This is a genomic window from Micromonospora sp. WMMA2032 (genome assembly GCF_002688545.1).
Lineage (GTDB): Bacteria > Actinomycetota > Actinomycetes > Mycobacteriales > Micromonosporaceae > Micromonospora > Micromonospora sediminicola.
This window is the reverse complement of sequence record NZ_CP024052.1, coordinates 5,700,391-5,714,613: the sequence shown is the minus strand read 5'-3', so window position 1 is coordinate 5,714,613 and position 14,223 is coordinate 5,700,391. Positions and strand designations below refer to the sequence as shown.

General features: G+C 73.0%; 13 protein-coding genes. 3 read left to right on the top strand and 10 right to left on the bottom strand.

From position 1 onward, the window contains the following. The 3 genes from CO540_RS26585 (at nucleotide 1) to CO540_RS26575 (ending at nucleotide 2,445) form a co-directional block, all read left to right on the top strand. Nucleotides 1-948, top strand: coding sequence for a TAXI family TRAP transporter solute-binding subunit (locus CO540_RS26585; RefSeq protein ID WP_253866208.1), 948 nt, complete (start codon nucleotides 1-3; stop codon nucleotides 946-948). A gap of 51 nt (nucleotides 949-999) precedes the next feature. Then, the gene (locus tag CO540_RS26580; protein ID WP_099164055.1) at nucleotides 1,000-1,854 is read left to right on the top strand and encodes a MerR family transcriptional regulator; all 855 of its coding nucleotides are present in this window, start codon (nucleotides 1,000-1,002) and stop codon (nucleotides 1,852-1,854) included. 96 nt (nucleotides 1,855-1,950) lie between these two features. Beyond that, nucleotides 1,951-2,445, top strand: a complete 495-nt coding sequence (locus CO540_RS26575) for a hypothetical protein (RefSeq protein WP_099164054.1) — start codon at nucleotides 1,951-1,953, stop codon at nucleotides 2,443-2,445. On the opposite strand, the gene CO540_RS26570 is transcribed toward CO540_RS26575, so the two are convergent. The 10 genes from CO540_RS26570 to ppdK all read right to left on the bottom strand — a co-directional run bounded on the left by CO540_RS26570 (nucleotide 2,442) and on the right by ppdK (nucleotide 14,065). After that, nucleotides 2,442-2,981 (bottom strand): hypothetical protein, encoded by a 540-nt coding sequence (locus CO540_RS26570; protein WP_099164053.1) that lies wholly within the window; start codon nucleotides 2,979-2,981, stop codon nucleotides 2,442-2,444. The two genes, CO540_RS26575 and CO540_RS26570, sit on opposite strands and share 4 nt — an antisense overlap. Further along, nucleotides 2,981-4,885 (bottom strand): DNA primase, encoded by a 1,905-nt coding sequence (dnaG, locus tag CO540_RS26565; RefSeq protein WP_099164052.1) that lies wholly within the window; start codon nucleotides 4,883-4,885, stop codon nucleotides 2,981-2,983. The genes CO540_RS26570 and dnaG overlap by 1 nt, the downstream gene beginning before the upstream one ends. A gap of 73 nt (nucleotides 4,886-4,958) precedes the next feature. Then, on the bottom strand, nucleotides 4,959-5,204 hold the full coding sequence (locus CO540_RS26560; protein WP_099164051.1) for a helix-turn-helix transcriptional regulator: 246 nt from the start codon (nucleotides 5,202-5,204) through the stop codon (nucleotides 4,959-4,961). A gap of 10 nt (nucleotides 5,205-5,214) precedes the next feature. Then, nucleotides 5,215-6,066 carry an ABC transporter permease gene (locus tag CO540_RS26555; protein ID WP_098746908.1) on the bottom strand — a complete coding sequence of 284 codons (852 nt, stop codon included), beginning with the start codon at nucleotides 6,064-6,066 and terminating at the stop codon, nucleotides 5,215-5,217. Continuing rightward, complete coding sequence (locus CO540_RS26550; RefSeq protein WP_091572190.1) at nucleotides 6,063-7,037, bottom strand: ABC transporter ATP-binding protein; 975 nt, start codon at nucleotides 7,035-7,037, stop codon at nucleotides 6,063-6,065. The genes CO540_RS26555 and CO540_RS26550 overlap by 4 nt, the downstream gene beginning before the upstream one ends. 44 nt (nucleotides 7,038-7,081) lie before the next feature. Further along, nucleotides 7,082-8,716: a BCCT family transporter gene (locus CO540_RS26545; protein ID WP_099164050.1), complete on the bottom strand. Its 1,635-nt coding sequence runs from the start codon at nucleotides 8,714-8,716 to the stop codon at nucleotides 7,082-7,084. A gap of 63 nt (nucleotides 8,717-8,779) precedes the next feature. Further along, nucleotides 8,780-9,610, bottom strand: coding sequence for a siderophore-interacting protein (locus tag CO540_RS26540; RefSeq protein WP_099164049.1), 831 nt, complete (start codon nucleotides 9,608-9,610; stop codon nucleotides 8,780-8,782). A gap of 49 nt (nucleotides 9,611-9,659) precedes the next feature. Then, entirely contained in the window at nucleotides 9,660-10,892 is a 1,233-nt protein-coding gene (locus tag CO540_RS26535) for a deoxyguanosinetriphosphate triphosphohydrolase (RefSeq protein WP_099164048.1), read from the bottom strand. Then, on the bottom strand, nucleotides 10,882-11,244 hold the full coding sequence (locus tag CO540_RS26530; protein WP_099164047.1) for a VOC family protein: 363 nt from the start codon (nucleotides 11,242-11,244) through the stop codon (nucleotides 10,882-10,884). The genes CO540_RS26535 and CO540_RS26530 overlap by 11 nt, the downstream gene beginning before the upstream one ends. Nucleotides 11,245-11,356: 112 nt before the next feature. Continuing rightward, nucleotides 11,357-14,065 (bottom strand): pyruvate, phosphate dikinase, encoded by a 2,709-nt coding sequence (gene ppdK / locus CO540_RS26525; RefSeq protein WP_099164046.1) that lies wholly within the window; start codon nucleotides 14,063-14,065, stop codon nucleotides 11,357-11,359. Nucleotides 14,066-14,223 lie beyond the last annotated feature (158 nt).

Genomic DNA, 14,223 nt, shown 5'->3' with positions numbered 1-14,223 from the left:
GTGGCCGCCCTGTCGGCGGTCGCGCTGCTGGCCGGCTGCGGCGGCGGGGACGCCGGGACGCCGGCGTGGCACGGCGGGCGGATCTTCCTGGCCACCGGCAACACCACCGGCGTCTACTACCAGCTCGGCGGCGGGTACGCCGACCTGATCAGCCGCCACCTGCCCGGCTACGAGGCACGGGCGGAGCCGACCGGGGCGTCGGTGGAGAACATCACCCGGGTGGCCGGTGGCGACATGGAGATCGCGTTCAGCCTGGCGGACACCGCCGCGGACGCGGTCAACGGGCGGGGCGCGTTCGACAAGCAACCGCAGCCGGTGCGGGCGCTGGCCCGCGTCTACAGCAACTACACCCACGTGATCGTCCGGGCCGACGGCAAGATCCGCAGCTTCGCGGACCTGCGCGGCAAGCGGATCTCCACCGGCTCGCCGAGGTCCGGCACCGACATCATCGCCGGTCGCCTGCTCACCGCCGGTGGCATCAACCCGGACCGGGACATCCGGCGGGTCAACCTGTCGCTGCCGGAGACCGTGAAGCAGATGCGGGCCAACGCGCTGGACGCCATGTTCTTCTCCGGCGGGCTGCCCACCCCCGGCGTCAAGGACCTGCTCTCCGCCGCCCCCGGTGCGTTCCGGCTGCTGCCGCTGACCGAACTGATCGAGCCGTTGGGGGCCCGCTACGGCTCGGTCTACACCACCGCCACGCTGCCGAAGGAGGTCTACGGCACGCCCGAGCCGACGCCGACCATCACGGTGGCGAACGTGATCCTGGTGGCCGCGGACATGCCGGACCAGCTCGCGTACGACCTGACCCGGGTGCTCTTCACCTGGCAGGGCGAGCTGGTCCAGGTGCACCCGGAGGCGGCCAACTTCACCCGGTCCAGCGCGGCGCTGACCGACCCGATCCCGCTGCACCCGGGAGCGGCGAGGTTCTACCGCGACGACGGCTGACCGCGCCGAGCTTGACCCTCACACGGTGTCAGGGCCGAAGCTGGGAGGACCATGTTCAGTATCGGAGAGTTCGCCGGCCTGGGCCGGGTGTCGGTGCGCATGCTGCGCCACTACGACGCCATCGGCCTGTTGCGTCCCGCCCACGTCGATCCGCACAGCGGCTACCGCTTCTACACCGCCGCGCAGCTGCGCCTGCTCAACCGGGTGACCGCCCTCAAGGACCTGGGCTTCAGCCTCCAGCAGGTGCAGGCGCTGATCGACGAGAAGGTGGACGCCGCCGAGCTGCGCGGCATGCTGCGCCTGCGCCGGGCCGAACTGGCCGCGCGCATGCGGCAGGACACCGCCCGCCTGGCCCAGGTCGACGCGCGCCTCCGGATGATCGAGAGCGAGGGACACATGGACTCCGGAGACGTCGTCCTGAAGAACATCCCGGCGATCCGGGTGGCGCAGCTGTCCGCCACCGCCGCCGGCTACGACCACCCGACGTCGATCACGGAGAACCTCTCTCCGCTCTATCCGCGACTGATGGAGCTGCTGGAACGGCACGGGGTGAGGGTCACGGGCGCGCCGATCGCCTGGTACGAGCCGACGCCGTCCGAGCCGGGCGACGAGACGATCCGGGTGCACGCGGCGTTCCCGATCGGGGAGGCCGAGGTGGACCACGCCGACGGCTTCGAGGTGGTCACGCTCCCGCCCGTCGGCGACGCGGCGACCGCGCTGCACCACGGCGCGATGTCGGAGGCGTTCCGGACCGGCCAGAAGATCGCCACCTGGATCGACGACAACGGCCACCGGGCGATCGATCCGGGCTTCGCCCGCGAGGTCTACCTGGACTGCCCGATGGACGACCCGGAGCGGTGGGTGACCGAGATGCAGGTGCCGGTCCGTCTCTCCACCGCGGTCTGACCGGGTCCTGGGGACGCCGGGGCGTCACCGTCACCGGTCGACGCGGTCGCCCCGGCGGCGCCCCCGTCGGGACGACGGACGGCGCATAATCCGGGCGTGCCCCACAACGGACGCGCCGGCACCTGGCTGACGATCGGCCTGGTCGGCTCGGTGCTGTTCCGCGGCACCCTGTGGCTGCTCACCACCCTGAATCTCGCGCCCCTCCTCGGGCCGGTCGACCTGCTGCTCTTCGATACCCTCGAACACCCCGTCGGCACGGCGGTCTGGCTCGGCGACATCATCGCGTCGTTCCTGCTCGCCATCGTGACCGGGATCGTCTGTGGAGGGTTGCGCGGCGACCGTGCGTGGGCCTACCGGTGGGGGCGAGGGCTGGCCCGCTTCTATGTCGTCCTGAACCTGGCGACCGCCACCGTCTCCGGTGCCCTGATGTGGCACTGGGGCCCGCCGGCCCGCGGGCTCCTGGCCGTCCTGTTCGCCGGGTACCTCGTCTCGATCGCCGTCGCGGTCATGGCCGCCCGCGAGGTGACGGCACGGCGCGGGGCGGCGATGCCGGAGGACCGGCAACCGGCGCTTGACGGCCCGGGTGGTTAGACGTCGGCGGGCGTGGTGGTGGCCCGGGCCGCGGCGACCAGGCGGTCGGTCTCGGCGACCACCGCCTCGTCGTCGGCCGGCGTGCCCGGGTCGTACCGGACCGTCCAGCTCAGCCCGTCGACGCCGGGCACCCGGCGGGCGGCGATCCGGCCGGCGCCGCCGGGCACCGGATGGTGCGCGGTGTACGCCACCGAGCCGGTGACCCGGGTCCGCACCTGGTGCGGCAGGTCACCGGGGTCGACAAGCAGGTAGGTCTCGGCCGGGAGGTCGGCGACGACCAGGTAGCCGCCGTCGCGTTCGCCGACCGTCTCGGCCGGGGTGACGGTGAGCTCCCGGCCGGACCAGACCACCTTGAGGATGTCGTGCCAGCCGAGTCGCTCCGCGCGGCCGGGCAGCCAGAGCCCGCGGTTGCTGGCGACGAGCACGCCGTCGCCCTCGCCGTTGCCGGCGGCGGCCCAGGCCAGCACCCGCTCGTCGGCGGTCAGCGGCGGCCGGTCGGCCGGCGGGAGCTTCGGGCGGCGGTTGAACAGACCCATCACAGTCCTCCGGCGGCCTGCTCGCGCAGCGCCCGCGCGTGCTGTTCGAGCGAGAGCAGCTCCCCGAACAGGGCGAAGTATTCGTCCTTGTTGCTGACCGGGTTGATCCGCTGGATCTTCGACTTCAGGTCCCGGATCCGGCCGGTCACCGAACTCCACTGGAGCCGGGCCATGGTGACCGACACGTACCTCGGGTCGGGCTCGCCGTCGATGCGCAGCGGCTCGACCGCCAGCTCGCCGACGAGCGCTTGGGCGGCCAGGTCGTCGCAGGCGTCGCGGACCTGCTCGATCCAGACCGCGCCGCCGGTGGCACCGGACGCCCCGCCGGCGGCGGCCACGGCGGCGCGCACCGCCACGTGCACCGGGTGCTGGTAGTCGGCGGCCTCGACGGCGTCGAACATCGGACCGGCCAGCACCGGCTCCTGCAGCGCCAGCTTCAGCGCCTCCCGCTCCACCATGGAGCGTGGGCTGTCCACGCTCGGGGCGGCCTGGCCCCGCCGGGTCGGCGCGGACGCGGAGGCGGACCCGCCGGCGGCGGGCTGCCCGTGCGCGGCGGCCAGCACGGCACGCTGCACCGGCTCGATCTCCATGCCGAGGTCCCCGGCGAGCTTGCGGACGTATTCCGGGCGCTTCTCCCGGTCCTTGATCTTCGCGACCAGCGGCGCGGCCCGGCGCATCGCCTCCACCCGACCGTCGACGGTGTCGAGGTCGAACCGGTTGATGACGTGCCGGAGCGCGAAGTCGACGAGCGGCTCGCGACGCGCCACCAGGTCCCGGACGGCCAGGTCGCCCTTGGCCAGGCGCAGCTCGCACGGGTCCATGTTGTCGGGGCTGACCGCGATGAACGTGCGCCCGACGAAGCGCTGGTCGTCCTCGAAGGCGCGCAGCGCGGCCTTCTGCCCGGCGGCGTCGCCGTCGAACGTGAAGATGATCTCCCCGGCCCGCTCGTCGCTGTCGAAGAGCACCCGACGCAGCACCGAGATGTGGTCGCCGCCGAAGGCGGTGCCGCACGTGGCCACCGCGGTCGGCACGTCGGCGAGGTGGCAGGCCATCACGTCGGTGTAGCCCTCGACCACCACCACCTTGCCCTGCTTGGCGATCTCCCGCTTGGCCTGGTCGATGCCGTAGAGGACGTGCGACTTCTTGTAGATCGGCGTCTCGGGGGTGTTGAGGTATTTCGGGCCGTCGTCGTCGTCGAAGAGCTTGCGGGCGCCGAAGCCGATCACGTCGCCGGTGATGTCCCGGATCGGCCACATCAGCCGGCGGCGGAACCGGTCGATCAGCGAGCCGGAGCGGGCCGGGCGGGACAGACCGGCGGTGACCAGCTCGTCGTGGCTGAAGCCCTGCTGACGCAGGTGCTTGGTGAGCAGGTCCCACCCGTCGGGGGCGAAACCGCAGCCGTAGCGCTCGGCGGCGGCCCGGTCGAAGCCGCGCCCGGCGAGGAACTCCCGGGCCGGACGGGCGCCGGCGGTGGTGAGCTGGGCGCGGTAGAACTCGACGGCGGCGGCGTGCGCGGCCACCAGCCGCTGCCGCTGCCCCTGCTGCGGGCGGGGGCGCGGGGCGGACCGGTCGTCCTCGACATAGCGCAGCTGGATGCCGGCCCGGGCGGCGAGCCGCTCGACGGACTCGACGAAGCTCAGGTGCTCGGCATCCATCAGGAACTTGATCGCGTCGCCGCCGACCCCGCAGCCGAAGCAGTAGAACACGTTGCGGGCGGGCGAGACGTTGAACGAGGGGCTCTTCTCGTCGTGGAACGGGCAGAGCCCTTTGAGGTTGCCACCGCCGGCCGACTTGAGCGTCACCACCTCGGAGATGACGTCCGCGATGGCGGCGCGCTCGCGGACCAGCGCGATGTCCTCGTCCCGGATCCGCCCCGCCATGGCCGCCACCTCCTCGGCGTACATCCTGCCCTGCCGGACCGACGATCCGGTGGCCGGGGGGACGGGCGTGTGGCGGACGCCGCCCGCCCCCGCCGGCTCAGGCCGAGCGGACCGCTGTGGGGTCCCCGATGCGCGGGAACGGCTCGATGGAGAAGACCACCTCGACCGGCACCTCGAAGTGGGCGGCGATGCGCAGCGCCAGGTGCAGGCTGGGCCGGAACTCGCCGCGCTCCAGATAACCGACGGTCTGGTAGTGCACACCGAGCGCGTCGGCCAGTTGCCGGCGAGAGATGCCCCGTTCGGCGCGCAGCACCGCGATCCGGTTGTGCACGGTCTCGCTCATCGACGCCCTCTCATCCGACCCGCTGCATGGCCCGCTCCCGCCGGGCCGCGACCCGCGAGCCGGACTCCCGGCGGGCCATCCGACGCAGCACCACCGGGGCCAGCACGAGCCCGAGCAGCGCCCAGGCGCCGAGCACGCCGAGCGTCTCCAGGTGGCGCCAGGAGCCGCCCAGCTCGACCGCCGCCAGGTCGGCCGGGAGCAGCGCCGAGCGCATGCCCAAGCCTAGCCAGTAGAGCGGGAAGACCTGGGCGACGCCCTGGAGCCAGCCGGGCAGGCCGTTGATCGGGTAGAAGATGCCCGACAGGGCGATGAGACCGAAGATCGGCAGGACCACCAGGCCCATGTTGCGCGGGTTCTCGATCAGCGAGCCGATCACCGCGCCGAGCGGCAGCGTGGCCACCAGACCGAACGGCACCACCCAGGCCAGGGTCAGCCACGCGCCCGGGTCGCCGAGCCGCAGCCCGTCCAGGAAGAACAGTCCGGGTACGAGCTGGATGACGAGGCCGATCAGTGAGATCGCCGAGATCAGCACGAGCTTGCCGACCAGGTAGCCGAGCATCCCGTTGGGGATCGCCTTGGCGCGCAGCAGCGTGCCGTCCTCCCGGTCGACGATGAGCTGCTGGGCCAGCCCGAGCAGGCCGCCGAAGAGCAGGCCCATGCCCAGGGCGCTGGGCAGCGTCCGGGCGCCGAGCGAGAAGTCGGTGCCGGGCACGGTCGAGCCGCGCATGAAGAACATGGCGACCAGCAGGACGGCGGTGGGGAAGAAGTAGTTCCACAGGTCCTGGCCGTTGGTGAACGTGGTGCGCAGCTCGATCAGGCCGCGCCGCAGCCCGGCGCGCAGCGCGGCGGTGGTCGGGTTCATCGGTTCTCCTCCTGCTGCCACACCCGCTCGGCCCGGCCGGTGCGGATCCCGGTCTCCTCCTCGTGCACCAGCGTCAGGTACGCGTCCTCCAGGCTCGCCCGGCGCACCTCCAGCTCCCGCACCCGGTCGCCGTGCTCGCGGAGCAGGTCGCGCAGGAAGGCGGTGGCGTCGGCGGTGGCGTGCACGTAGCGCTCGCCGTCGCGGGTCCAGCGGACCTCGGCGTCCCCGGCGACGCGCCGGGCCAGCTGGTCCGGCGAGCCGTCGGCGATGATCCGGCCACCGGCCAGGATGAGGATCCGGTCGGCCAGCTTCTCCGCCTCGGCCAGGTCGTGGGTGGTCAGCACGATGGTGGTCTCGTCCAGGTCGGCGAGGCGGTGCACCAGCTCGTGGAACTCGCGCCGGGCCGCCGGATCGAAGCCGACCGTCGGCTCGTCCAGGAACAGCAGCTCCGGCCGGCCCACGATGCCGACCGCCACGTCGAGCCGCCGGCGTTGCCCCCCGGAGAGCCGGGCCACCCGGCTGCCGGCGTGCGCGGTCAGCCCCACGGTCGCCAGCAGGTCGTCGACCGGCCACGGGCGCGGGATCCGGTCGGTGGCGTACGGCGCGTAGAAGTCGCCGAGGTGGGCCAGCAGGTCCCGCACCCGCCACTTGCCGTGGTCACGCCAGGACTGGAGCACCACGCCGAGCCGGGCGCGCCACCGTTCGTCACCGCGAGCCGGGTCGACACCGAGCACCCGGACCGTGCCGGCCGACGGCAGCCGGAAGCCTTCGAGGATCTCGATGGTGGTGGTCTTGCCGGCGCCGTTCGGCCCGAGCAGGGCGACCACCTCGCCCCGCCGGGCGGTGAGATCCACGCCGTGCAGCACGTCGACGGCGCCGTAGCGCATGCGCAGGTCGCGGACGTCGAGGACGAGGTCCTCGTCGGGAGGTCGGGGAGCCGCGACAGCCCCCGGGAGTTCGACCGCAGTCATGCCCCGGAATGTAGCACCTCTACTATAGCTTGAGGTACATCCGCTCAACGGCGCGGGCGGTGCAACCACCGGGTGACCGGCGGCGGATCCTCCTCCTCGTACGACCGGGCGGCCCGGACCGCGGCGGCCAGTCCGGAGCGCCGGGGTCGGGCCCCGCCGCGCAGCGCCGGATCAGCGGCCATCTCCCGGACCATGGACACGGCCAGGCCGAGCATCACCACCACGAACGGCAACGCGACCAGGATGGTGGCCTGCTGCAACGCGGCCAGACCACCGGCCAGCAGCAACGCGGCGGCGACCGCGCCGATGAGGACGCCCCAGAGCACCACCACGCCACGGTGCGGCCGCAGCGCGCCGCGCGAACTCAACGACCCGAGCACCAGGGAGGCGGAGTCGGCGCTGGTGACGAAATAGAGCGCGATCAGCAGCATGGCGAGCACGCTGGTCAGCGTCGCCAGCGGCAACGCGTCGAGCAGCCCGAACAGCGCCTGCTCGGAGCCGGCGCCCACGTCGGCCACCAGGTCCCGGGTGCCGGTGGCCTGGGTCCGCAGCGCGGTCCCGCCCAGCACCGCGAACCACACCGCGCTCGCGCCGCTGGGCACCAGCAGCACCCCGATCAGAAACTGCCGGACCGTACGCCCGCGCGAGATGCGGGCGATGAAGGTGCCGACGAACGGCGCCCAGGAGATCCACCACGCCCAGTAGAAGATCGTCCACGAGCCCAGCCAGGCCGGGTCGGAGAAGGCGCCGGTGCGGGTCGACATCCGCACCAGGCCGCTCAGGTAGTCGCCGACCGCGGCCGGCAGCACCTCCAGGGTGTAGACGGTCGGGCCGACCACGAAGACGAACAGCATCAGCAGGACCGCGATCAGCACGTTGGTCGTGGACAGCCACTTCACCCCACGGTGCAGTCCGGAGAACGCGGAGATCACGAACGCCAGCGTCAGGGCGCCGATGATCACCAACTCGACGGCCCGGCTGTCCGCCACGCCGACCACCAGGTCCAGACCGGCCGCCACCTGGAGCGCGCCCAGCCCGAGGCTGGTCGCCGAGCCGAACACCGTGGCGAAGACCGCCAGCAGGTCGATCGCCCGGCCGAGCACGCCGTCCGTGCGGGCCCCCAGCAGCGGCGCGAACGCCGACGAGATCCGGTTGCCCCGCCCCTTGCGGAACGTCGAGTACGCCAGCGCGAGCGCCGCGATCGCGTAGATGCCCCACGGGTGCAGCGTCCAGTGGAACAGCGTGTACTGCATGGCCGTGGCCGCGGCGGCGCCGGTCTGCGGTTCGACGCCGGAGGAGGGCGGCGGCGCCGCGTAGTGCTGGATCGGCTCGGCGACGGCGAAGAAGACCAGGCCGATGCCCATGCCGGCGCTGAACATCATGGCGATCCAGGCCAGCCCGGTGAACTCCGGCTCCTCGTCGTCGGCCCCGAGGCGGATCCGGCCGAACCGGGAGGCGGCGACGACCACGGCCAGCACCAGGAACGCGTCGGCGGCGACCACGAAGAACCAGCCGAAGGTGTCGATCGTCCAGTTCAGCCCGGCCTCGCCGAAGCGGGCCAACGAGCCACGGGCGAACACGCCCCAGAGCACCACGGCCAGCACACCGGCCACCCCGAACCCGAGCACCACCCGGTCGGCCGGTCGCGTCGCGGGCCGCTCCCCCACCTGTTCCGCCATGGCCCCATCCTCGGCGGACCGGCACCCCGCCCGGGCCGAAAACCCCCAGGTCCGCCGTCGGGGTCAGACGGCGGCGGCCTCCTCGGCCTCGACCTCGGCGTTCCAGGCCGGCTTGGTGGAACGCCAGCCCTCGTCGTCCATGCCGCGCCGCCAGTAGCCGGAGATGGACAGGTCCCCCCGGGGCACGCCCCGCTCGACCCGCAGCAGCCGGCGCAGCTCCTTGACCGCGCCGGCCTCCCCGTGCACGAACGCGTGCACCCGGCCGGGCGGGAACTCCAACGCTCGCAGCGCCTCGACCAGCGGCGCGCCGAACGGACGGCCGGCGCGGTGCAGCCACCGCAGCTCGACCGCACCGGCGCTGACCAGGGGCAGCTCGTCGGCCGGGCCGCCCACCTCGACGTACACCTTGGCCGGCGCGCCGGCCGGCAGCCGCTCCAGGGCGGCGGCGATCGCCGGGAGTGCGCTCTCGTCCCCGGCCAGCAGGTGCCAGTCGGCCGCCGGGTCCGGGGCGTACGCGCCGCCGGGCCCGGCGAAGAGCACCCGGTCACCGGGGCGCAGCGCGGCCGCCCACGGGCCGGCCAGCCCCTCGTCGCCGTGGTGGACCACGTCCACGGTCAGCTCGCCGGCAGCCGCGTCCCAGGCCCGCACCGTGTACGCGCGCAGTCGCGGCCACTGCTCGACCGGGAACTCACGCCGGATGGTGGCCATGTCGACCGGGTGCGGGTAGGTCACCCCGGCCGGCGGGAAGACGAACTTCACGTAGTGGTCGGTGTACGTCCCCACCGGCAGGCCGGTCAGCTCGCCCCCGCCCAGCACGAGGCGGATCAGGTGCGGGGTGGGCCGCGAGGTCCGGACGACCGTGGCGGCGGTGAGCGTCTTCGGGCGTTCCGTCATGCCGCTTAGGCTACCCTAACTTCTCGTCCGCGCCCGGGGGGCGGTGCGGTCAGCCCGCCGACACCAGCCGGGCGTGCCAGGCCAGCGCGGCCGGATCGGTGAGCGAGGCGACCTGGTCGACCACCACCCGCAGCCGCGCCGCGTCGTCCGGGGCCTCACGCCAGAGCGGGGCGAAGACCGGGTCGAGCGCGTCCGGAGCCCGGTCGCGCAGCACGGCGACCAGCTCGGCGAGCAGCTCCCGCTGCCGGGTGTAGCGACCAAGGGCGCCGGGACGACGCATCACGTAGCGCAGGGCGATGCCCTTGAGCAGCGCACACTGCGCCCGGATGCGGCGCGGCACCACCAGGTCGGCCGCGTAGCGGCGGTGCGGGCCGGGACCGTGGCGTTCCTCGGTGGCCGCCACCACGGTCGACACGAAGCGGCCGGTGAGCACGCTGGTGGTGGCTTTCAGCGCGGCGAGGGCGCGGTGACTGCCGTCGTACGCGGCGAGCGGGGCGAGCACCGGATCGGCGAGCAGGCCGCCCAGCACCTCGCCCAGGTCCTCCGGCGCCTCCCCGGAGTAGGTGGCCGCCACGTCGGCGCAGAGCGCCCGCCGCTCGTCCGGGTCGGCCAGCAGCGGGCGCAGGTCGACGTACCCACCGTGGATGCCGTCCTCGACGTCGTGCACCGAGTACGCCACGTCGTCGGCCCAGTCCATCAACTGGGCCTCCAGGCAGCGGCGGTCGCCGGGCGGGGAGCCCGCGCGCACCCAGTCGAAGACCGGCCGGTCGTCGGCGTACACGCCGAACTTGCGCTCGCCGGGCCGGCGCGGCCACGGGTACTTGCCGACCGCGTCCAGCGCGGCCCGGGTCAGGTTCAGCCCGGCCGAGCGCCCGTCCGGGGCGAGCACCTTGGCCTCCAGCCGGGTCAGCACCCGCAGCGTCTGCGCGTTGCCCTCGAAGCCGCCGCAGGCGGCGGCCAGCTCGTCCAGCGCGTACTCGCCGTTGTGCCCGAACGGCGGGTGCCCCAGGTCGTGCGCCAACCCGGCGGTGTCCACCACGTCGGGGTCGCAGCCGAGCCGGGCGCCCATCTCCCGGGCGATCTGCGCGACCTCCAGCGAGTGGGTCAGCCGGGTCCGCAGGAAGTCGTCGGTGCCGGCGGCGTGCACCTGGGTCTTCGCGGCGAGCCGACGGAACGCCGCCGAGTGCAGCACCCGGGCCCGGTCCCGCTCGAACGGCGAACGCCCGTAGCCGGTGTCCTTCGGCGCCTCGACGACCAGCCGCTCCGCGTCGTCAGCGTGCAACGTCGTTTCGCGGGCGCAAGACGCAGAACTCGTTGCCCTCCGGGTCGGCCAGCACCGTCCACTCCACCTCGCCCTGCCCGATGTCGACGTGCCGCGCGCCCATGTCGACCAGCCGTTCCACCTCGGCCTCCTGGTCGGCCGGGCGCAGGTCGATGTGCAGCCGGTTCTTGCCCGCCCTCGGCCCGGCCACCGGGACGAAGACGATCCCGGGCAGCGAGTCGGGGGTCCGGCGGATCTCCACCTCGTCCGGCTTGTCGACGGTCACCTGGTAGCCGAGCGCCTCCGCCCACCAGCGGGCGAGCCGGGACGGGTCCCGGGCGTCGATGGTCAGGTTCTCCCAGACGGCGCTCATGCGGACACCCCTCCTGATCGACACGTGGCGGAAGCTCAGGTTACGCCGGGGTGGCCGCGATGGCGCGCCAGGCGGGGCCGCCGCAGGTCGGCGACGGCCCGCCCGGCGGCGTTCAGCGCGAGTCGGAACCGGTGGTGCTGATGGCCGCGCGACCGGCCTCCAGCCGGGCCACCGGCACCCGGAACGGCGAGCAGGAGACGTAGTCCAGCCCGACGGAGTGGAAGAAGTGCACCGACTCCGGGTCGCCGCCGTGCTCGCCGCAGACGCCCAGCTTCAGCCCGGGCCGCGCCGCCCGGCCCTCCTCGGCGGCGATCCGGACCAGCCGGCCGACACCGTCGGTGTCGATCGACTCGAACGGCGAGATGCCGAAGATGCCCAGCTCGAGGTAGCGCCAGAAGAACGCGCCCTCCACGTCGTCGCGGGAGAAGCCCCAACCCATCTGGGTCAGGTCGTTGGTGCCGAAGGAGAAGAACTCGGCGGCCTCGGCGATCTGGCCGGCGGTCAGCGCGGCCCGGGGCACCTCGATCATCGTGCCGATCAGCACCTCGACACCGCTGTCCCCGACCACCTCGGCGATGATCTTCTCGGCCTCGGCGCGTACCGTCTCCAGCTCCTGCACCGCGCCGACCAGCGGCACCATGATCTCCGGGCAGGCCCGGCCGCCGTCCCGGACGACCGCGACGGCGGCCTCGGCGATCGCGCGCACCTGCATCGCGAACAGGCCCGGGATGACCAGGCCGAGCCGCACGCCGCGCAGGCCCAGCATCGGGTTCTCCTCGTGCATCCGCCGGACGGCGGAGAGCAGCGCCTCCTCCTTGGCCACGTCCTCGCCGCGTTCCTGCGCGACCGCGACGTTGACCGCGAGCTGCTCCAGCGGCGGCAGGAACTCGTGCAGCGGCGGGTCGATCAGCCGCACGGTGACGGGCAGGCCGTCCATCTCCCGGAAGATCTCGACGAAGTCGGCCCGCTGCAACGGCAGCAGCGCGGCGAGCGCGTCGTCGCGCTCCCGTTCGCCGGAGGCGAGGATGAGGCGCTCGACCAGCTCCCGGCGGTCGCCGAGGAACATGTGCTCGGTGCGGCACAGGCCGATGCCCTCGGCGCCGAAGCGCCGGGCCCGGGCCGCGTCCGCGCCGGTGTCGGCGTTCGTGCGGACCCGCAGCCGCCGCGCCGCGTCCGCGTGCGTCATGATCCGGTGTACGGCCCGGACCAGCGGATCGTCGGTGGTCTCCGGGTCGAGTTCGCCCTCGAAGTACTGGACCACCTCCGACGGCATGACCGGCACCTCGCCGAGGTAGACCTTGCCGGTGGTGCCGTCGATGGAGACGACGTCGCCCTCGCCGACGGTGTGCCCGCCGACGGTGAACGTCTTCGCCGGGACGTTCACCTCCAGCTCGTCCGCGCCGGAGACGCAGGTCTTGCCCATGCCCCGGGCCACCACGGCGGCGTGGCTGGTCTTGCCGCCGCGCGAGGTGAGGATGCCCTTGGCCGCGATCATGCCGTTGAGGTCGTCCGGGTTGGTCTCCCGGCGGACCAGGATCACCGACTCCCCCTCGGCGGCCAGCTCGACGGCGCGGGCCGAGGTGAACACCACCCTGCCGGAGGCGGCGCCCGGGGACGCGCCGATGCCCTTGGCCACCGGCTGGAACTCGTGGTCGAGCTGGAAGCGCGGGAACATCAGCTGGGCGAGCTGCGCGCCGTTGACCCGGTGCAGCGCCTCGTCCAGGTCGATCAGGCCCTCGTCGACGAGCTGGCCGGCGATGACGAACGCGGCGGCGGCGGTGCGCTTGCCGACCCGGGTCTGCAGCATCCAGAGCTTGCCGCGCTCGATGGTGAACTCGATGTCGCAGAGGTCCTTGTAGTGCTCCTCCAGCCGGGCCATGATGCCGAGCAGCTGGTCGTAGGAGGTCTTGTCGAGCCGCTCCAGATCCTGCAACGGCACGGTGTTGCGGATGCCGGCCACCACGTCCTCGCCCTGGGCGTTGGCCAGGTAGTCGCCGTAGATGCCCTGCGCGCCGCTGCCCGGGTCGCGGGTGAACGCGACGCCGGTGCCGGAGTCGGGCCCGAGGTTGCCGAAGACCATGCTCACCACGTTGACCGCGGTGCCCAGGTCGGCCGGGATCCGCTCCTGGCGGCGGTAGAGGATCGCCCGCTCCGCGTTCCACGAGTCGAAGACCGCGCGGATGGCCAGGTCGAGCTGCTCCCGCGGCTCCTGCGGGAACTCGCGACCGGTGTGCTTGGCGAAGATCTGCTTGTACGCGTCGACCAGCCCGCGCAGGTCGTCGGCGTCCAGGTCGAGGTCGTTCTGCGTGCCCTTGGCGCGCTTGGCCTCGTCGAGCGCGTGCTCGAACTCCTCGCCCGGCACCTCGCAGACGGTCTTGCCGAACATCTGGATCAGACGGCGGTAGGAGTCCCAGGCGAACCTGTCGTTCCCACCCGCCTGGTTGCTCAGGCCGACCACGCTGCGGTCGTTGAGGCCGACGTTGAGGACGGTCTCCATCATGCCGGGCATGGAGAACTTGGCGCCGGAGCGTACGGAGACCAGCAGCGGGTCGTCCGGGTCGCCCAGGCGGCGGCCCATCTCGCGCTCCAGCGACTCCAGGTGGGCCTCGATCTGACCGGCCAGGCCGTCCGGCTCACGGCCGGTCGTCAGGTACGCCTTGCAGGCCTCGGTGGTGATGGTGAAGCCGGGCGGGACCGGCAGGCCGAGGTTGGTCATCTCGGCGAGGTTGGCACCCTTGCCACCGAGCAGGTCCTTGAGGTCCTTGTTGCCCTCGGCGAAGTCGTAGACGTACTTGTGCTCGACCGTCTCTTGCGCTGCCACCAGAGCCTCCCACGCGCGCCATTGACACTTAACGAAGGTTCAGTTCGGACATACCCCGGGAGCGACCACCGGTAATCCCGGCTCGTCAGCGATCGGTGGGCGAAGGTTAAGCGAACTTCGCGAGGCCTGGGACCGTTCGGTGACAATCGGCACAACGG

Coding starts and splice junctions, on each gene's coding strand:
- CO540_RS26530 (WP_099164047.1), bottom strand. CDS start 11,244: ATGAGCGCCGTCTGGGAGAACCTGACCATCGACGCCCGGGACCCGTCC.
- CO540_RS26560 (WP_099164051.1), bottom strand. CDS start 5,204: ATGAGCGAGACCGTGCACAACCGGATCGCGGTGCTGCGCGCCGAACGG.
- CO540_RS26555 (WP_098746908.1), bottom strand. CDS start 6,066: ATGAACCCGACCACCGCCGCGCTGCGCGCCGGGCTGCGGCGCGGCCTG.
- CO540_RS26540 (WP_099164049.1), bottom strand. CDS start 9,610: ATGACGGAACGCCCGAAGACGCTCACCGCCGCCACGGTCGTCCGGACC.
- CO540_RS26580 (WP_099164055.1), top strand. CDS start 1,000: ATGTTCAGTATCGGAGAGTTCGCCGGCCTGGGCCGGGTGTCGGTGCGC.
- CO540_RS26545 (WP_099164050.1), bottom strand. CDS start 8,716: ATGGCGGAACAGGTGGGGGAGCGGCCCGCGACGCGACCGGCCGACCGG.
- CO540_RS26570 (WP_099164053.1), bottom strand. CDS start 2,981: ATGGGTCTGTTCAACCGCCGCCCGAAGCTCCCGCCGGCCGACCGGCCG.
- dnaG (WP_099164052.1), bottom strand. CDS start 4,885: ATGTACGCCGAGGAGGTGGCGGCCATGGCGGGGCGGATCCGGGACGAG.
- CO540_RS26550 (WP_091572190.1), bottom strand. CDS start 7,037: ATGACTGCGGTCGAACTCCCGGGGGCTGTCGCGGCTCCCCGACCTCCC.